17 protein-coding genes are annotated in these 16,847 nt (G+C 71.3%); 8 read left to right on the forward strand and 9 right to left on the reverse strand.

The window, feature by feature from the left end:
* Nucleotides 1-489 (forward strand): methylated-DNA--[protein]-cysteine S-methyltransferase (locus AX737_RS08780; protein ID WP_156453605.1); only part of this gene is annotated, 489 nt, incomplete at its 5' end.
* Between the two features lie 303 nt (nt 490-792).
* Here the strand turns inward: AX737_RS08780 and bfr are convergent.
* Together bfr and AX737_RS08790 are read right to left on the reverse strand one after the other, a co-directional pair.
* Nucleotides 793-1,290 carry a bacterioferritin gene (gene bfr, locus AX737_RS08785; RefSeq protein WP_066920650.1) on the reverse strand — a complete coding sequence of 166 codons (498 nt, stop codon included), beginning with the start codon at nt 1,288-1,290 and terminating at the stop codon, nt 793-795.
* Nucleotides 1,291-1,358: 68 nt separating this feature from the next.
* On the reverse strand, nt 1,359-1,628 hold the full coding sequence (locus tag AX737_RS08790) for a (2Fe-2S)-binding protein (protein WP_066920652.1): 270 nt from the start codon (nt 1,626-1,628) through the stop codon (nt 1,359-1,361).
* A 565-nt stretch (nt 1,629-2,193) separates the two neighbouring features.
* Between AX737_RS08790 and glnA the strand changes: the two genes are divergently transcribed.
* Together glnA and AX737_RS37985 are read left to right on the forward strand one after the other, a co-directional pair.
* Nucleotides 2,194-3,606 carry a type I glutamate--ammonia ligase gene (glnA, locus tag AX737_RS08795; RefSeq protein WP_066920654.1) on the forward strand — a complete coding sequence of 471 codons (1,413 nt, stop codon included), beginning with the start codon at nt 2,194-2,196 and terminating at the stop codon, nt 3,604-3,606.
* A 145-nt stretch (nt 3,607-3,751) separates the two neighbouring features.
* Nucleotides 3,752-4,768, forward strand: a complete 1,017-nt coding sequence (locus AX737_RS37985; RefSeq protein ID WP_308445270.1) for a VOC family protein — start codon at nt 3,752-3,754, stop codon at nt 4,766-4,768.
* Between the two features lie 53 nt (nt 4,769-4,821).
* On the opposite strand, the gene AX737_RS34240 is transcribed toward AX737_RS37985, so the two are convergent.
* Complete coding sequence (locus AX737_RS34240; RefSeq protein ID WP_066920656.1) at nt 4,822-5,886, reverse strand: nitrilase-related carbon-nitrogen hydrolase; 1,065 nt, start codon at nt 5,884-5,886, stop codon at nt 4,822-4,824.
* A gap of 251 nt (nt 5,887-6,137) precedes the next feature.
* Between AX737_RS34240 and AX737_RS08810 the strand changes: the two genes are divergently transcribed.
* The gene (locus tag AX737_RS08810) at nt 6,138-7,295 is read left to right on the forward strand and encodes a dimethylmenaquinone methyltransferase (RefSeq protein WP_066920658.1); all 1,158 of its coding nucleotides are present in this window, start codon (nt 6,138-6,140) and stop codon (nt 7,293-7,295) included.
* Nucleotides 7,296-7,373: 78 nt separating this feature from the next.
* Nucleotides 7,374-7,772: a phage holin family protein gene (locus tag AX737_RS08815; protein WP_066920660.1), complete on the forward strand. Its 399-nt coding sequence runs from the start codon at nt 7,374-7,376 to the stop codon at nt 7,770-7,772.
* Here the strand turns inward: AX737_RS08815 and AX737_RS08820 are convergent.
* The 3 genes from AX737_RS08820 to AX737_RS08830 form a co-directional block, all read right to left on the reverse strand.
* A complete protein-coding gene (locus AX737_RS08820; protein ID WP_082772956.1) occupies nt 7,744-8,649 on the reverse strand; it encodes an alpha/beta hydrolase in 906 nt (301 codons plus the stop codon). The two genes, AX737_RS08815 and AX737_RS08820, sit on opposite strands and share 29 nt — an antisense overlap.
* Nucleotides 8,649-9,074, reverse strand: coding sequence for a phasin family protein (locus AX737_RS08825; protein ID WP_066920661.1), 426 nt, complete (start codon nt 9,072-9,074; stop codon nt 8,649-8,651). Before AX737_RS08825 ends, AX737_RS08820 begins: the two co-directional genes overlap by 1 nt.
* Before the next feature lie 190 nt (nt 9,075-9,264).
* The gene (locus AX737_RS08830) at nt 9,265-10,725 is read right to left on the reverse strand and encodes a methyl-accepting chemotaxis protein (RefSeq protein WP_066920663.1); all 1,461 of its coding nucleotides are present in this window, start codon (nt 10,723-10,725) and stop codon (nt 9,265-9,267) included.
* A gap of 195 nt (nt 10,726-10,920) precedes the next feature.
* Between AX737_RS08830 and ruvC the strand changes: the two genes are divergently transcribed.
* Nucleotides 10,921-11,487, forward strand: a complete 567-nt coding sequence (ruvC, locus tag AX737_RS08835) for a crossover junction endodeoxyribonuclease RuvC (RefSeq protein ID WP_066920665.1) — start codon at nt 10,921-10,923, stop codon at nt 11,485-11,487.
* 15 nt (nt 11,488-11,502) lie between these two features.
* Here ruvC and AX737_RS08840 read toward each other — a convergent pair whose 3' ends face one another.
* Nucleotides 11,503-12,126 (reverse strand): YceI family protein, encoded by a 624-nt coding sequence (locus tag AX737_RS08840; protein WP_066920667.1) that lies wholly within the window; start codon nt 12,124-12,126, stop codon nt 11,503-11,505.
* A gap of 152 nt (nt 12,127-12,278) precedes the next feature.
* On the opposite strand from AX737_RS08840, the gene ruvA reads away from it, so the two are divergent.
* Nucleotides 12,279-12,896, forward strand: coding sequence for a Holliday junction branch migration protein RuvA (gene ruvA / locus AX737_RS08845; RefSeq protein WP_066920669.1), 618 nt, complete (start codon nt 12,279-12,281; stop codon nt 12,894-12,896).
* A gap of 19 nt (nt 12,897-12,915) precedes the next feature.
* Here ruvA and AX737_RS08850 read toward each other — a convergent pair whose 3' ends face one another.
* A complete protein-coding gene (locus tag AX737_RS08850; protein ID WP_003600526.1) occupies nt 12,916-13,254 on the reverse strand; it encodes a P-II family nitrogen regulator in 339 nt (112 codons plus the stop codon).
* Nucleotides 13,255-13,467: 213 nt separating this feature from the next.
* On the opposite strand from AX737_RS08850, the gene AX737_RS08855 reads away from it, so the two are divergent.
* A complete protein-coding gene (locus AX737_RS08855; RefSeq protein ID WP_066920671.1) occupies nt 13,468-14,979 on the forward strand; it encodes a bifunctional ADP-dependent NAD(P)H-hydrate dehydratase/NAD(P)H-hydrate epimerase in 1,512 nt (503 codons plus the stop codon).
* On the opposite strand, the gene AX737_RS08860 is transcribed toward AX737_RS08855, so the two are convergent.
* Nucleotides 14,972-16,498: a multicopper oxidase family protein gene (locus tag AX737_RS08860; RefSeq protein ID WP_066920673.1), complete on the reverse strand. Its 1,527-nt coding sequence runs from the start codon at nt 16,496-16,498 to the stop codon at nt 14,972-14,974. The genes AX737_RS08855 and AX737_RS08860 overlap by 8 nt on opposite strands.
* Nucleotides 16,499-16,847: the final 349 nt, after the last annotated feature.

A 16,847-nucleotide genomic window follows, 5' to 3' on the forward strand; every position in this document is an offset into this window, starting at 1 on the left:
GTCGGGGCCTGCGCGCTCGGCGCGATCCTGGTGGCGGCGAGTGAGCGGGGCGTCTGCGCCATCCTGCTCGGCGACGATCCCGACGCGCTCGTGCGCGACCTGCAGGACCGCTTCGCCGCCGCGGAACTCGTGGGGGGCGACGCGGTGTTCGAGGCCTGGATGGCGCGGGTGATCGGCCTCGTCGAGGCGCCGGGACGAGGCCTCGACCTGCCCCTCGACATCGGCGGCACCGTCTTCCAGCAACGGGTCTGGGAGGCGCTGCGCCGGATCCCGGTGGGCGAGACCGCGAGCTACGCCGAGATCGCCCGCGCCATCGGCCTGCCGGCGGCGGTCCGTGCGGTGGCGATGGCCTGCGGCGCGAACGCGCTGGCTGTCGCGATCCCCTGCCACCGGGTGGTGCGCTCGGACGGCGCGCTCTCAGGGTACCGCTGGGGTGTGGAGCGCAAGCGCGCGCTGCTGGCACGGGAGGCGGAGGAGGGCGAGGGGTGATGGCGCCCCGGTCTCCCTCCCCCCTCTGCGGGGGAGGGTGGCGCCCGAAGGGTGACGGTCGGGACGAAGTCCCGCAAAGAGGGGAGCCCGGCTTCAGGAAGGGGCGCACCCGTCATGCGGGGCGGTGCCTCTGCCGGAGGCGTTCACCCCTCTCCCGACCCGGCCTTACGGCCGGCCCACCCTCCCCTGCAGAGGGGGGAGGGACAGCGCGGGGGCCGTAGCCCGGATGCGCGACACGCGCGCTTGCAGAGTCCCTCGGATGAAAGCCGTCCCGAGCCCGAAGCCCCGGGACGGTTCGAACCCTCACTCCGTCTCGGGCGCGATCTGCTGCAGGCCGCCGATGTGGCGCTGGGCGTAGAGCGGCAGGCCGATCTGGTTGATCAGCTCCAGCTGCGTCTCGAGGAAGTCGATATGGCCCTCCTCGTCCTCGGCCAGATCCTCGAACAGGCGCTTCGAGACGCGGTCGTTGATCGAGTCGCAGTACTTGGCCGCCTCGAGGTAGAGCGAGCGGGCCTCGTTCTCGGCCGCGAGGTCGCACTCGATGATCTCCTGCACGGTCTGGCCGATCCGCAGCGGGTCGAGCTCCTGCAGGTTCGGGAAGCCGTCGAGGAACAGGATCCGGTCGATGAACCGGTCGGCGTGGTTCATCTCCTCGATCGATTCCTTGCGCCAGAACTTGGCGAGGTCGACGTAGCCCCAGTCGTTCAGCAGGCGGAAGTGGAGCCAGTACTGGCTGACCGCCGTCAGCTCGCTGCGCAGGCCTCGGTTGAGGTACTCGATGACCTTGGTGTCGCCCTTCATTGCCCCACACTCTCCGTTGTCGGAACGCGAGGAAGCGGGCGCCAGGTTCGAGAACCGTCGGGCACCTCTCAGGCGGCCAGCTCCTCGTCCGCTGTTTGGAACTGTTTCAGACTGCAGGCGCTGGCGCAAGACGCCGAGCAGGCATGGGCGTCCGCTTCCGCCGCTTCGCTGAGTGCCGTGCGCAGGATCGACCGGATGGTGCGGGCGCAGCGCCCGCATTTCGGGCTGCAGCCGAGGCAGGCATAGACCTGGGCGGGCGTGCGCGGGCAGGCCGGGCCCGGATCGAGGCAGCCGCGCACGGCGCCATCGGACAGGACGTTGCAGGAACAGACGATCATGCGACCCGTGAACCCTGGCTTGGTTCTCGGCCGGCCGGAGAGCCGTTCGGCCGTCCCTCGATACGGAGCCGACCCCGGACGGGCAGGCCCTCGCTGATGCACACCAGATTAGAACTCTTGAAAACTAGAGCGTTTTCAAAGCGTTAGTGCGGGCGACACATGGCACCGGGGCGTGAGTGGGTCAAGGGTGCCGGGTTCACGTGTGCGCAATCGATCAGGCCCTTCCCGCAGCCTTGCGCTCCGTGCCGGACCCCGCCGGAGACGCGCCGGACACGGTGACGCAGCCGGCTCCAATCGTCCTCGGCCGCCCGGTCCGGCGGGCGCGGCCGGAGCCGAATCGCGGACAGGCCGCGGCCTTCGTCATCCCGCAACGCAGCGAGGCCGCCGCCGGGGAATCCTGGCCGGACAAGGACTTAAAGCCCGCCACCGGTTTCGCATCTCCCCAAATCCCTCTAGCCTTGCGCGATTCCCCCCTGTAAGGCCGCCCGGCGCGCTCACGCGCCGCCTCCCCGCGGCCCGGCGGGGCAAATTCGGCGCAAGCCCGGACTGAAGGAGATTCCCAGGGATGGCAAAGACCGCAGCGGATGTCCTGAGGGAGATCAAGGACAACGACGTCAAGTACGTGGACTTCCGGTTCACGGACCCGCGGGGCAAGTGGCAGCACGTCACCTTCGACGTCTCCCTCGTGGATGATGAGATCTTCCAGGACGGCACCATGTTCGACGGCTCGTCGATCGCCGGCTGGAAGGCGATCAACGAGTCCGACATGCTGCTGATGCCGGACCCGGCGACCGCCTGCATGGACCCGTTCTTCTCCGCCTCCACCATGTCGATCGTCTGCGACGTGCTGGAGCCGTCGAGCGGCCAGCCCTATTCCCGCGACCCGCGCTCGACCGCCAAGCTGGCTGAAGCCTACTTGCGCTCCACCGGCATCGGCGACACGATCTATGTCGGCCCCGAGGCCGAGTTCTTCGTCTTCGACGACGTGAAGTTCGGCGCCGACCCCTACCACACCGGCTTCCAGCTCGATTCGACGGAACTCCCCACCAACGGCTTCACCGACTACGAGGGCGGCAACCTCGGCCACCGGGTGCAGACCAAGGGCGGCTACTTCCCCGTCCCGCCGCAGGACTCGGCCCAGGACATGCGCGGCGAGATGCTGGCCGCCATGCAGTCGATGGGCGTGAAGGTCGAGAAGCACCACCACGAGGTGGCGTCGGCTCAGCACGAGCTCGGCATGAAGTTTGACACGCTGACGCTGCTCGCCGACCACATGCAGATCTACAAGTACTGCATCCACAACGTGGCGCAGAGCTACGGCAAGTCGGCGACCTTCATGCCCAAGCCCGTATACGGCGACAACGGCTCCGGTATGCACGTGCACCAGTCGATCTGGAAGAACGGCAAGCCGCTGTTTGCCGGCGACAAGTACGCCGACCTCTCCCAGGAATGCCTCTGGTACATCGGCGGCATCATCAAGCACGCCAAGGCGCTGAACGCTTTCACCAACCCCTCGACCAACTCCTACAAGCGCCTTGTCCCAGGCTACGAGGCCCCGGTGCTGCTGGCCTACTCGGCCCGCAACCGCTCGGCCTCCTGCCGCATCCCGTGGACGACGAACCCGAAGGCCAAGCGCGTCGAGGTCCGCTTTCCCGACCCGATGGCGAACCCCTACCTAGCCTTCTCGGCGCTGCTGATGGCCGGCCTCGACGGCATCCTCAACAAGATCGATCCGGGTCCGGCCATGGACAAGGACCTGTACGACCTGCCCCCGCGCGAGCTGAAGCAGATCCCGACCGTGTGCGGCTCGCTCCGTGAGGCCCTCCAGAGCCTCGACAAGGACCGGGACTTCCTCAAGGCCGGCGGCGTGTTCTCGGACGACCAGATCGACTCGTTCATCGAGCTGAAGATGACCGAGGTGCTGCGCTACGAGATGACCCCGCACCCGATCGAGTTCGTGCAGTACTACTCGCTCTGAGCGGACGGGCCGGGCGGCGACGCCCGGCCTGCCCTGATGATCGCGGCGCCGGGGCCCTGCACAGGGCTCCGGCGTCTCGCGTTTCGCGCCGCGTCGGCGCGCTTGCAGGTCGGCCCAAATTCCTATCCAAGGATCCGGACGATCGATGATCCGGGCCTCCGTGATGGGACAGAGGACGAAGAAGCGGATCCGGCCGAACCGGACGAGGAAGCGGCTCGGCCGCCTGCCGCCGACACCGGAGTTCTTGAAGTTCGGCAGCTACTTCCATCAGGACGTTCTGGTCCTCCAAGGCACCTGGGAAGCCGCGACGCTCGATGTCGTCGCGTCGTTCAACGGCGAGGATCGGAAGCGGCTGCGCGACTTCATCGGGACGGTCCTGGAAAGCGACCTCTCGCCCGACGAACTGAAAAAGCTCTGGGATCTGACGGGATCCGATTGGTATCTCGATGGCGCCGCCCTTCGGACCATCCTCGCCCTCGCGCATGATGGGTTGCGCAAAGGGCTGTCGCGCCGAGAAGCCCGCATGCTCTTCCTCGACCACCTCGCCGTCGTCGCGCCGACCCTCGCGGAGGGCGTGGTGCATGTCCGCGAGAGCCTGGACCTCGACATCCCCGAGGGCGGGCGCCACCGCGAGATGGGCACGCGCAACCACCTGCTGCGCCTCGGCGAGGCGCTCTTCCTCGAAGTGATCGCGGTCGATCCCGAGGCGCCGCCGCCTGACCGCCCGCGCTGGTTCGGCCTCGGCGATGCCGCTGCGGTCCGGGCCGATTGGGAGTCCGGGCGACGCCTGCGCGCCTTCGTGGCCCGCACGAACGATCTCGACGGCGCGCTCGCCCGGCGTCCCGGCCTGTTCGGCTCGGCCATGCGCATGAGCCGCGGCGCTCTCTCCTGGCGCTTCGCCCTGCGCGGTGACGGCGCGCTCCCGATGGACGGCCTCCTGCCCTGCCTCATGGACTGGGACGCCGCCGGCCACCCGGCCCGCGCCATGCCGGATCTCGGCGCGCGGCTCCTCGTCTTCCGGCTCGACCATCCCGACCCGGAGGCGGCTGCCGCCCTCTACCGGGAGATCGGCCTCCTCAACCCGCCCGAGATCCACGCAGGTGCCGTGTTCCGCTACACGGCGGAGATCGAGACGCCCGCGGGCCCGCGCATCCTGGGCTGAGCCGGGACCGCTCGAGCCCGGGCGCGACGGCCTCCCGGGCTGGGATCGAAGCCTCAATCCGCCCCGCTCGGCACGCAGCCGCAGACGGACATCTGCCCCGGTACCGTGGTGGTCCACTGGCCGTTCCAGGCCGAGGCGTAGCTGCTGCAGGTGGTGGGGCACTTGTTCTGGGCGTCGCCGTTGTTCCAGATCGGCCCGGCCTTGGCGTCGAAGCTCTTCGGGACGGTGAGGAGCACCAGCGCCTGCGTCGGCGTGGAGGTCTCGACCTTGTCGCCGGCCGGGTTGGCGTAGCCGCTGTCGCCGCAATAGACGGACGGCAGGAAGCGGCCGTAGGTGCGCGGCCCGGTGGCGTTGGCGCCGACCACGAAGGCGGATTTGAGGTAGGCCGCCGCCTGCGCCGCGTAGCCCGTCGCGTTGAAGTTGGGCGTCCCGCACTCGGATTGCTGGCTCGCCGTGATGCCCCAGGGCACGATCACGAAATCCGGCTTGAGCGCCTTGAGGGCCGCCAGGGCTTCCGCCTGGCCGTAGGTGTAGGCGTCCGCGCAGATGAGCAGGGACGTCTTGCCGAACGGGGTCGAGACCGTCTTGATGTCGGAGAGCGCGCCGGGCGTGTAGGCACAGCCGGGCTGGTTCAGGATCGCCTGGCAGGCCGCCGGGTCGAAGGCGTTCTGCAGCACGTTGTACTTGCGGTGGTGCAGGACGATCTGCCCCTGGGGATCGATCAGGATGCCGGAATCGTAGGCCTGATAGGCGTTCGGTAGCGAGCCGGGGCCGGCTTTGGGGCCCTGTTCGGCCAAGCCCGCCGCGACCCAGATGCCGACGCTGCGCGCGATCTCGGCGAACTGGTCGCTGTACCGGCCGGGAATCGGTGCGGCCTGGGTGAACACGGCCGGGTTGAGCCACCCGAAGACGGAGCCCTCGGGGAAGATGATCAGTGTCGCGCCCTGATCCTTGGCCTGCTGCGCCAGACCGCGCATGACGTCGAACTTGCCGACGTCCGAGCTGGGCAGTTGCGCGAGGCCGACGACGGTCTGGGCTTTCGTCGGCAGGGCCGCGATCGGACCCGAGATCAGGACGGCGCCGACGAGAACACGTCGCAGAAGCGATGCTAGAGGCATGGTCGATCCCCCCGATACCGAATCGGTATCGGGCAGGAAGGTTACTCTAGGTTATTTTACCGTACAATCTGAGGGTCGGGCGCGTTCCTTCCGGACCATGCCGCGAAGCGTCGCGGCCGCCCCGCGCCCCATGGATCGGGCCGACCGGGGCCGCGGCCCTCGCCTTGCCAGACGGACGAGAGCCCGGATAGGTCCGCCGGACGAGAGGACGCGGCTCCGATGCGGGGCCGGACGGCCGGAAGGATGCTGATTTGAACGTCACCCAGCTCACGCACCACGACCTCGACGGCTACGGCGCCTCGACGGTCGTCGGCCTCTTCCGCGACGTGCGGCGGGTGGTGCACATCCCGCGCTACGCCGATGTCGGGCCCGTGGTCGAGACCGAGCTGAAGCGGCTTGAGCGGACCAAGGCGCCCGAACTGCTGATCCTCACCGATCTGGGTCTCGAGGAGGTCGCCGTCACCTTCATCCGCCGCTTCGCGCAGATGAACCTGAAGCGCGAGGCCGAGCGGCGCCACCGCCTCGTGGTGCTCGACCACCACGCCTCCTCGATCGACCAGCTGCGCGCCCAGAAGCTGGAGCCGCGGCCCGACCCGGAGCGGCCCGCGCTGAACCGATTCGACGCGGGCGACCCGAACACCGTCGTGCTGATCGACGCGGAGCGCTGCGCCACCCGGATGGCCTACGAGCAGCGCGCCCTCTACGCGCCCGAGGCCGGGGCGGGCGATGCCGACCTCGCCGCGCTCGTCGCGGCGGTCGACGCCCTCGACCTCTGGCGCAAGGACCGGCCGGAATTCCTCGGGGGCCTCGCCCTCGACGAGGCCTTCTGGGACAACGTCTCGACCCTGATCCCGGTGGGCCACCCCTGGCATGATCGCTTCGTCAGCGGCCTGCTCCTGGCCCTCGCCGCCCTGCTGCGCGAGGGGCTGGACCCGGCCCGGATCGAGGCCCGGCTCGGCGCCGTGCGCCTGGCGCTCGTCGATGACCTGATGGCGGGCGATCCCGACGACGACGCCCGGCTCACCACCCGCATGCGCGTCGCCCGCGCCCTCGCCCGCTCGGAGGAGCTGTTCCGGCCGCTCTCGGACGGGACGCTTCTCTCCTTCGGGCTCGATTCCGGCGCCTTCCAGCGGATCTCCGACCTGATCATGGAAGCGGGCCGGGCCAAGCGCGTCGTGAACGTGCAGCGGGTCGGGACGCTCTCTTTCCGCTCGAACAACGAGACGGCGCTGGAGGGCGCGCGCAAGTTCCGCGGCGGCGGCCACCGGGACGCGGCCGGTGGCCGGCTCCAGAGCGGGGCGGCCTTCTCGCTCGCCGACGCCATCGCCCAGGTCGAGCCGGTGCTGAACCCGCCCGCGCCCGATCCCGACGCCAGCCCCTTCGCGGCGCTCCGCGCCCTGAAGGGCTGAAGGCGGCCGCGCGCCGGAACGGACCCGCCTCCCGCCCGGTTACCCGGCCGGTTCGGCGCGCGGGAGCAGGGTCACGGGATGGGTGAGCGGTCCTCGGAGCACATCGTCGTCCTGCTCGTCGACGCGGTCCGCGAGGCTGCCCGCCTCACGGCGCGGACGCTCGAACTCGCCCGCGTCGAGACCGACGGCAACATCCGGGCGCTCGCCGGGCTCGCCGCCAAGGTGCTGGCGATCGCCGTGCTGGTGGTCTCGGCTTTCTTCGTCTTCCTCGACGCAGCGGTGAAGTTGCTGGCCGCGCTGATCGGATCGGAGGCGCTCGGCGCGGTGATCGTCGCCGCGCCCTTCCTGGGCGTCGCGGCGATCCTCGGACTGATGGGCGCGCGCCGGATCGCCCTGCACAACCTCGAACCCTGGCGGACCATGCGCGAGGCCGAGCGGATCGTGCGCCTCAGCCCGCCCGCCCCATCCAGTCGGTGATGATCCGGATCTGCCCGTCGTCGAAGAGCGCCGGGGCGTGACCGCAGCCCGGGATCTCGACGAGCGTCGCGCGCGGGCCACGCCGGGTCATCTCGGCGGCGGTCTGCGGCAGCAGCAGGTCCGAGGTCTCGCCCCGCAGCAGCAGCACGGGGCAGCGCACCGCATCCCAGTCGCGCCACAGCGTCACGTTGTAGACCCGGCCCGGCCGGAACGCGACGGCGATGGCCGGATCGTAGTGCGGGCGCCAGGTGCCGCCGGGTTCGGGGACGAAGCTGTGGCGGGTCATCGCGCGCCACTGCGCGTCGGTGAGGGTGCCGAAATCCCGGAGCGCCGAGCGCAAGCGCGCCTCGGCGGTCGCGAGCGAGTGGTGCAGGCGCGGCGCCTCGCGCAGGCGGTTGCCGATGCCCCTGAGCGCCGCCCAGGGCAGGAACGGGCCGATGTCGTTCATCACCAGCCGGCGGATCGGCGTGTTCTGCGCGCCTGCCAGCACCATGCCGACGAGGCCGCCGAGCGAGGTGCCGACCCAGTCGAGCCGCTCGACGCCGAGATGCGCGATCAGCGCGGCCATGTCGGAGACGTATTGCGGCAGCCCGTAGAGCTCGGGGTCGGCGAGCCAGCCGCTCTTCCCACGCCCGACGATGTCCGGGCAGATCACCCGGTAGCCGAGGCCGACCAGCGCGCGCGCCAGCGGATCGAAGTCGCGGCCCTGGCGGCTCAACCCGTGCAGGCACAGCACCGTGTGCGGGCTCGCGGAATCGCCCCACTCCACGTAGGCGAGATCGTGGAAGCGCCCCTGCGCGTAGCCGATCGTGCGGCCGGGCCGGGGCTCGGCCGCGTCGCACCCCTCGGCCTCCGCCAGGGCGGGGTCCGCGAGCATCACAGCGGGCCGGCGCCGGTTCCGCGCGCGACGTCGCCGGCCGCGCGCAGCGCCGTGCGCTGCAGGTCGAGCATCTGGTGAGCGAAGCGCTCGCCCTGCTCCCGCAGGTAGCGGCTCTGGAGATCGGCGGCCGCGCGGGCATCCTCCGCTCGCACCAGGCTGGAGGCGAAGCTGAAGCCAGCCCGCATGTTCGTGTCGGTGGCGACGAAGAGGGTCTGGGCCACCGCGCGCATCGCCGCCCAGCCGCGGGCGGTGGGACCGTCGGCGTTCCGCCCGTCCGCCGAGAGCCCCATCAGGCCGGCCGCCCGCGCGGTGGAACTCTCGAAGGCGTTGAGGGCCACCTCGCCGGCCTCCACGCAGCGCAGGTAGGCCGCCCGGGCCCGGGCGATGTTCTCCTCGGCCAGTTGCCGACCCTGCTCGGTCATGTCCTTGTGTCCCCCGGTCCCTGGCCGTCCGGCCGCCGCAGCTGAGCAATCGAATCGGCGCCGCCGCGTTCCGCCTCTCCTTGACGGCCGCCCATCTCTTGTCACGCCCGCACCCCGGCGCAAAGGGCACGCCGGGGCCGCGCCCGACACAAAGCGGCGTGCGTGTGCGGCCGCGGGTGGGGAGTGCGCCTCAACTGGTCTTCAGGAAACGCTCGATGCTCCCGCCCAGGCTCTCGGAATGGGTGCCCAGCCGGTCCGCGATGGCCCGCACCGCGTCGGCGAGCTGGCCGGTGACGTTCGCCGCCACGGAGACGCCGCCGATATGCCCGGACATCTCCTGGGTCGCGACGGACTGCTCCTCGACGGCGCTCGCCATGGCGAGCGTCAGCTTCGACAGTTCGGCGACCGCGGAGCCGATCATCTCGATTGCGCCGACGGCCTCGTCGGTAGCGGTCTGGATCGCCGCGACCTGCTGCGTGATCTCGTCGGTGGCCCGGGCGGTCTGCGCGGCCAGCATCTTCACCTCGCTGGCCACCACCGCGAAGCCGCGGCCCGCCTCCCCGGCGCGCGCGGCCTCGATCGTCGCGTTCAGCGCCAGCAGGTTCGTCTGAGCCGCGATCGTGCGGATCATTGTCACCACGGCATCGACCTTGCGGGCGTTCTCGGCGAGGTGACGCACGGTGCCGTCCGTGGTCCGGGCCTGCGCCGCGATCTGCTGGGTACGCTCCGTGACGCGGCCGACCTGGCCGGAGATCTCGTGGATCGAGCCGGCCATCTGCTCCGAGTTCGCGGCCACGGAGGCTGCCCGCCGCCGGGCATCATCGGCGGAGGAGCCGAGGCCGTCGGCGGAAGCCTGCATCTCGCGGACCGCCGCCGACACCGCCTCGACCACGCGCGAGACCTCGGAGGCCACGTTCACCTGGGCCGTCGCCACGGACCAAGTCAGCATCGGGCCGATATAGGCGCCGTCCGGGCCCGTGATGGCCGAGACGCGCAGGTCGAGCACCTCCGGCCCGAGCTTGATCTTGGCCCGGTGCGGCAGGTGGCTCGCGTCGGCGAGCATCCGGCGCTGGTGCTGGGGGTTCTTGTGGAACACGTCGATCGAGGAGCCCAGCAACTCCGAGACCTTGATCGGCAGATGCTGCTCGATCGCGCCGAGCGTGCTCTTCGAGGTCTCGTTGAGATAGTCGATCCGGAAATCGTTCCTCGGGTCGGCTGTCATGACGGCGACGGGCATGCCGTCGATCATCGTCATCAGGCGGCCGGTCTCGTTCTTCTTGGCGGTGATGTCGGTGGCGAACTTCATCACCGAGGCCACCCGGCCGTCGGCGTCGAGCACCGGGCAGTAGCTCGCCTCCAGCCAGACCCGGTCACCGGCCTTCCCGTAGCGGGCGAACTCGCCCGAGACGGCCTTGCCGCCCCGCAACGTATCCCAGAACGCGCCGTAATCGGCACGCTTGGCCTCGTCCGCATCCACGAAGATTCGGTGGTGCCGCCCACGGATCTCCCCGATGTCGTAGCCGACGAGATCGAGAAAATTCCTGTTTGCATCTAGTATCTTGCCGTCTGGTGTATACTCGATTGTTGCGATGGCGCGATCGAGGGCGGCGAACTTGAGGCGATCGGTGTTGGATTGTGATCTTTTGAGCATTGTCTTCATTCCTATTCAGAATATCCTCTGCGCTCGATTGGTTAACGATAGATAAAAATAGGATTAAATGGGTAGCGCCGGCCTACGCCGCGGCCGCGGGCGACGCCTGTTGGCGAAACGTCCCGTTCACGATATGTGCCTAACGCTCGGGCGGTGCCGGCCCCGCCGGCCCGTCAGGCGATCCCGAGGCGACCCATGAGCGAACCCGTCCGCATCCTCGGCATCGATCCGGGCCTGCGCCGCACCGGCTGGGGGGCGGTCACGGTCACGGGCTCCAAGCTTGCCTACGTCGATTGCGGCGTCGTCACCTCGGACGAGGACCTGCCGCTGGCCCGGCGCCTGCGCGCGCTGCACGACGGCCTCGCCGGGGTCGTGCGCGCCTTCCGGCCCGACGAGGCCGCCGTGGAGGAGACCTTCGTCAACCGCGACGCGCAGGGGACGCTCAAGCTCGGCCAGGCTCGCGGCATCGCGCTGCTGGTGCCGGCGCTCCACGACGTGCCGGTGCACGAGTACGCCGCGAGCCTGATCAAGAAGACGGTGGCCGGCAACGGACACGCCGACAAGGCGCAGATCCAGGCGATGGTGCGCTTCCTGCTGCCGAGGGCCGAGTTCCGCCTCGCGGACGCGGCCGACGCGCTCGCCATCGCGATCACGCACGTCAACCACCGCGACGCGCACGCGCTGCGACAGAAACACCTGCCGGCAGGCTACTCGGGCCGCGCCGCCGAGCGGATCGCGGCGGCGCTCGCCCGGCAGGGCTGAGACGCGGCCCGAATGCTACTTGGCTGCCTTGAACTCGCCTTCGAGCCGCAACGTCACCTCGTCGCCGAGGATCGGCAGGAAGGCGTTGATGCCGAAATCCGAGCGCTTGATCACCGCGCGCCCGTCGAAGCCCACCGTGTACTGCTTGTCCACGGGGCTGACCCCCGCCTGGTTGAATGTGGCGTCGAAGGCGACGGACTTGGTCACGCCCTTGAGCGTCAGGTCGCCGACCACGCGGGCGGTGGTCGGGCCGGTCGGCTCGACCGCCGTCGCCCGGAAGGTCGCGGTCGGGAATTTCTGGGTGTCGAAGAAGTCCGGCGTCTTCAGGTGCTGGTCGAGCTTCGGGTTGAGGCCGCTGACGCTGTCGGTGCGGATCATGACGCTGAGGCGGCTCTTGGCCGGCTCCTTCGGGTCGAGGGTCGCCTCGCCCGAGACATCGGTGATCTGCCCGAAATAGGTCGAGTAGCCGAGATGGCTCAGCGACCACGTGATCTTCCCGTGGGCCGGGTCGAGCTGGTAGGCGCCGGGGCGCACCTGGTTCGGGTCGGTCGTCGGCCCCTCGGCGGTCTGGGCGCGGGCCGGGGTGGCGAGCAGGCCGAGGGCCAGCAGGGTCGAGGTCAGGATCGGGGTCCGGCGCATGGTGTCGGCGGGGCTCCTGTGGGGCGTTGGGCCGGGGCTCGTTCCGGCGGGCGCGTGCTCCCCTGTTCCACGCCTGCCGCCCGCGCTCAAGCCGCGCATGGTGCGCGCGGGCCCGCTTCTGTAGTCATCCGCGCACGGATGAAGGCTGGACGATGATCGGCAAGCTCAAGGGCCTGGTGGATTCCTTCGGCGAGGATTTCGTGATCCTTGACGTGAACGGCGTCGGCTACGTGGTTCACTGCTCGGCCCGCACGCTGCAGCGGCTGCCGGCCCTGGGCGAGGCGGCGCAGCTCTCGATCGAGACGATCGTGCGTGAGGACATGATCCGCCTCTACGGCTTCCGCTCGGACGCCGAGCGCGAGTGGTTCCGCCTGCTCCAGACCGTGCAGGGCGTGGGTGCGCGGGTGGCGCTCGGCGTCCTCTCGGTGCTGGAGCCGGAGCAACTCGGGGCCGCTATCGCCACCGGCGACAAGGGCTCGGTCGCGCGTGCGCCCGGCGTCGGCCCGCGCCTCGCGGCGCGCCTCGTGGCGGAGCTGAAGGACAAGGCGCCGGCCTTCGCGCCACTCGACCCGGCGCTGGCGAGCCTCGTCGAGGCGGCGGAGGCGGGCGGCCCGTCAGGGCCGGTCGCGGACGCCGTCTCGGCGCTGACCAATCTCGGCTACCCGCAGGCCCAGGCCGGGGCTGCGGTGGCGGCGGCGCTGAAGAGCGCCGGGGAAGGCGCGGAGGCGCGCGCGCTGATCCGGCTCGGGCTGAAGGAACTCGCCCGCTGAGAAGGCCCGCCCGGAGCGCTCAGATCGCGTCGGTGCCGGTCTCGCCGGTGCGGATGCGGATCGCCTCCTCAATGGTGGAGACGAAGATCTTGCCGTCGCCGATGCGGCCGGTCTGGGCCGACTTGCGGATCGCCTCGACGGCGCCCTCGACCAGCGCGTCCGAGAGCACGATCTCCAGCTTCACCTTCGGCAGAAAGTCCACCACGTACTCGGCGCCCCGATAGAGCTCCGTGTGGCCCTTCTGGCGGCCGAACCCCTTCGCCTCGATCACGGTGATGCCCTGAAGGCCGACCTCCTGGAGGGCCTCCTTCACCTCGTCGAGTTTGAAGGGCTTGATGATCGCTTCGATCTTCTTCATGCCGGAGGGCCTGACAAGCACTGCGCTGTGTCAGATTTCTAACACCCCGCCCGCACCTCCGCCACGCCGTTTTACCCGGAAGTCCGGGAAAACGGCCTATCGCCTCGGCAGCTCCGGCACATCGTTGAGGCAGATCGGGGCGGGCGCACATTTTCCGGGCAGGTCTTGGGCTGCTCCCGGGCAGGTCCGGAATCGCGAGAGGAGAGGCACGGGATGTCGGAGGCACGGCTGCTCACGGTCGAGGCGATGCGGACCGTCGATGCGACCGCGATCGCGGGCGGCACGCCGGGCCTGCGCCTGATGGAGCGCGCCGGCGGGGCCGTGGCGGAGCGGGCCCGTGCGCTCGCGCCCGCGGGCGGGCGCGTCCTCGTCCTGTGCGGGCCGGGCAACAACGGCGGCGACGGCTTCGTGGCGGCCCGTCTCCTGGCGGAGACCGGGTACGCGGTGGACCTCGTCCTGCTGGGCGAGCGCCCCGCCCTCAAGGGCGACGCGGCGGGGGCAGCCGCCGCCTGGACCGGACCCGTGACGGAAGGGCCCCCGGAATCGCTGCCGCCCTGCGACCTCGTCATCGACGCGCTCTTCGGCGCCGGCCTCGCGCGCGACCTCGACGGCGAGGCGCGCGCCCTGGTCGAGCGGGTGAACGCCTCGGGCCTGCCCGTGCTCGCGGTCGATGTGCCGAGCGGACTCGACGGCGATACCGGCACGGTACGGGGCGTCGCCGTGCGGGCGCGCGAGACCGTGACCTTCGTGGCGCTCAAGCCCGGCCACCTACTCCAGCCCGGCCGCGCGCTCTGCGGCGACCTGCACGTGGTCGATATCGGCACCGGCGCGCAGGCCCTGTCGGCGGGGCTCGCGGCCTGCGGGCCGGCGCTCTACCGCAACGGTCCGGCGTTCTGGGGGGCGGCGTTCCCGCGCCTCGCGGGCGAGAGCCACAAATACACCCGCGGCCACGCCCTCGTGCTCTCGGGGCCGGCTTACCGGACGGGCGCGGCCCGGATGGCGGCGCGGGGCGCGCTCAGGGTCGGGGCCGGGCTCGTCACCGTGGCGTCCCCGAAGGACGCGCTCGCCGAGAACGCCGCCCACCTCACGGCGATCATGCTGCACGCGTGCGACAGCGCCGACGACCTCGACGATATCCTCACCGACGAGCGCCTCAACGCGGTGCTGCTCGGCCCCGGCCTCGGAACGGGCGAGCCGACGCGCGAGCGGGTGATGGTGGCGGCCTCCGCGGGGCGCGCCCTGGTGCTCGACGCCGACGCGCTGACGAGCTTCCGCGGCCAGCCGGAGGTGCTGGCGGGCCATATCCGCGACGGCGAGGCCCGCGCCGTGCTCACCCCGCACGCGGGCGAGTTCGCCCGGCTCTTCGGCGGCACGCCCGCCGCGGAGGACGGGCTGACGAAGCTCGAGCAGGCCCGCCGCGCCGCCGCGCTCACGGGCGCGGTCGTGGTGCTGAAGGGCGCCGACACGGTGATCGCCGATCCCGATGGGCGGATCGCGATCAACGACCACGCCACGCCCTACCTCGGCACGGCGGGGGCGGGCGACGTGCTGGCCGGGCTGATCGCGGGCCTGCTGGCGCAGGGCATGGCGCCCTTCGAGGCCGCCGCCGCCGCGGTCTGGCTCCACGGCGACGCGGGCCTGCGCCACGGGCCGGGCCTGATCGCCGAGGACATCCCGGAACTGATGCCGCGGGTGCTGGCCGGCCTGCCGAGCCGGCTCAGGTGACCTCGAACGAGGTCCACAGCCCCGTGTCGAACCGCTCCAGGACCGTGGCGCTGAGGAGCCAGCGGCCCGGATTGTCGGCCTGGAAGGCGATGCGGGCGGTGCGGCCCTCGAGCAGCTGGAAGGTGTCGAGCCAGTAGGGCTCCCAGCCGTCGTCGAGCGGGTGGAGCAGGCGGAAGACGTGGCCGTGCAGGTGCAGCGCCTGCGGGAAGGCGGTCTCGTTGCGCAGCGCCAGCACCACCACCTGCCCGCGCTTCACCGAGAAGATCGGCGCGAGACCGGCCGCGCCGCTCTGGCCGTTCACCATCCAGATCCGGGCCGGGTCGCCCGCATAGGTGGGCTCCGCGGGCTTGGCCCCAGCGTCCTTGGCCCCAGCGTCCTTGGCCCCGGCGTCCTTGGCCCCGGCGTCCTTCGCATCCTTGGGCACCGTCGCGCCCCCGGTGATCACCACGTCGCGGCGCACCGCGTTCTGCAGCTTCACCTCGGCGGGCAGGAGCCTGTTCTCGCCGACCGGCCCGATCGGCGGGCGCTTCTCGGTGACGGGCGCGCCCTTCGTGGTGACGCTCGCCAGCACGAGGCCCTGGCCGACCAGCGCCGAGATCGAGCCCGTCTGCCCGGGCTCGGACGGCAGGTCGACGAGCAGGTCGTAGCGCGTGCCGGGCGGGAAGGGCAGGGTGGCGCGCAGCGGCTCGAACGTGTCGGTCGGCTGCCCGTCCACGGCCGCCACGTAGACCTTCAGGCCCTCGAAGCGGATGCGCGTGCCGCGCGCGTTGCAGGCGTTGCCGATGCGCACCCGCACCCGCGAGCCGGGGCGCGCCTCGAACGTCTCGGGCACCGGGCGCCCGTTGACGGTGACGAGGTTGCCGAGCCGCCCGTTCGCCGCGGCGAAGGCGGTCTGGCCGAAGCCTATCAGGCTCCCGTCGGCCTCCAGGCGCCAGTCCTGCACCAGCAGGGCGACGTCGGCATCGACCGCGGGCGGCGCCTTCTCCTCCACGATCAGGAACCCGGCGAGCCCTCGGCCCGAGGGCTCGCTCGATCCGCCGACCACGAGGGGGCGGGCGAGGTAGGTGCCGGCATCGGGCGGCGTGAACACGTAGGTGAAGTCGGCGCCCGGCCGGATCGGCGCCTGGGTGACGCCGCCGACGCCGTCCATGGCGTTCTGGTTGCGCACCCCGTGCCAGTGCAGGGCGAGCGGCTTGTCGGTGCGGTTCTCGACGCGCACCCGCACGGTCTCGCCGAGCTTCACCCGCAGCACCGGCGGCTGGGCCCGGCCGTCGAAGCTCCACACGGCCGTCTCCGGGGCCGGCTCGGGCCGGAGGCGGGCCTTGCCCGGTGCCGCCGTGAGGGCGCGGGGCTCGGGCGTCAGGGCCTGATCCCTCGGCGCGTCCTTTGGAGCATCCTTGGGCGCGTCCTTGGCGCCCCCCTGCGCGAGGGCCGAGACCGGGAGCAGCCCCAGTGCGGCGGCCCCTCCGAGCAGCGCGCGGCGCGAGGGCGGGCCGGAGATCGGATCGGCTGGCGGCATGCGGTCTCTTCGATCGGAACGGCGCGCAAGGGCGCTTCGGGCTGCCGCTTGTAGCCGCCGCGCCAAGCCGGCGCCACCGAGGGGTTATGCGCGCGGCCGGCCCTCCGCGTCCTCCCTCCCCCCGCTGCGGGGGAGGGTGCCCCCCGAAGGGGGTCGGTCGGGACGAAGTCCCGCAGAGAGGGGACCCCAGCTTCCGGAAGAGGCCCAGCGTCGATGCCGAGCACGGTCCGGCACCGTCGCTCCCCTCCCTGCGGGACTCCGTCCCGACCGACCCCTGCTGACGCAGGGGCCACTCTCCCCCGCAGAGGCAGGGCGATCGCATATGCCGAGCGAGCCTAGCCCCGGTCAG

It is taken from the genome of Methylobacterium sp. CCH5-D2 (assembly GCF_001556475.1).
GTDB classification, from domain to species: domain Bacteria; phylum Pseudomonadota; class Alphaproteobacteria; order Rhizobiales; family Beijerinckiaceae; genus Methylobacterium; species Methylobacterium hispanicum.

Coding starts and splice junctions, on each gene's coding strand:
- bfr (WP_066920650.1), bottom strand. CDS start 1,290: ATGAAGGGCGACACCAAGGTCATCGAGTACCTCAACCGAGGCCTGCGC.
- AX737_RS08790 (WP_066920652.1), bottom strand. CDS start 1,628: ATGATCGTCTGTTCCTGCAACGTCCTGTCCGATGGCGCCGTGCGCGGC.
- glnA (WP_066920654.1), top strand. CDS start 2,194: ATGGCAAAGACCGCAGCGGATGTCCTGAGGGAGATCAAGGACAACGAC.
- AX737_RS37985 (WP_308445270.1), top strand. CDS start 3,752: ATGATCCGGGCCTCCGTGATGGGACAGAGGACGAAGAAGCGGATCCGG.
- AX737_RS34240 (WP_066920656.1), bottom strand. CDS start 5,886: ATGCCTCTAGCATCGCTTCTGCGACGTGTTCTCGTCGGCGCCGTCCTG.
- AX737_RS08815 (WP_066920660.1), top strand. CDS start 7,374: ATGGGTGAGCGGTCCTCGGAGCACATCGTCGTCCTGCTCGTCGACGCG.
- AX737_RS08820 (WP_082772956.1), bottom strand. CDS start 8,649: ATGCTCGCGGACCCCGCCCTGGCGGAGGCCGAGGGGTGCGACGCGGCC.
- AX737_RS08825 (WP_066920661.1), bottom strand. CDS start 9,074: ATGACCGAGCAGGGTCGGCAACTGGCCGAGGAGAACATCGCCCGGGCC.
- AX737_RS08830 (WP_066920663.1), bottom strand. CDS start 10,725: ATGCTCAAAAGATCACAATCCAACACCGATCGCCTCAAGTTCGCCGCC.
- ruvC (WP_066920665.1), top strand. CDS start 10,921: ATGAGCGAACCCGTCCGCATCCTCGGCATCGATCCGGGCCTGCGCCGC.
- AX737_RS08840 (WP_066920667.1), bottom strand. CDS start 12,126: ATGCGCCGGACCCCGATCCTGACCTCGACCCTGCTGGCCCTCGGCCTG.
- ruvA (WP_066920669.1), top strand. CDS start 12,279: ATGATCGGCAAGCTCAAGGGCCTGGTGGATTCCTTCGGCGAGGATTTC.
- AX737_RS08850 (WP_003600526.1), bottom strand. CDS start 13,254: ATGAAGAAGATCGAAGCGATCATCAAGCCCTTCAAACTCGACGAGGTG.
- AX737_RS08855 (WP_066920671.1), top strand. CDS start 13,468: ATGTCGGAGGCACGGCTGCTCACGGTCGAGGCGATGCGGACCGTCGAT.
- AX737_RS08860 (WP_066920673.1), bottom strand. CDS start 16,498: ATGCCGCCAGCCGATCCGATCTCCGGCCCGCCCTCGCGCCGCGCGCTG.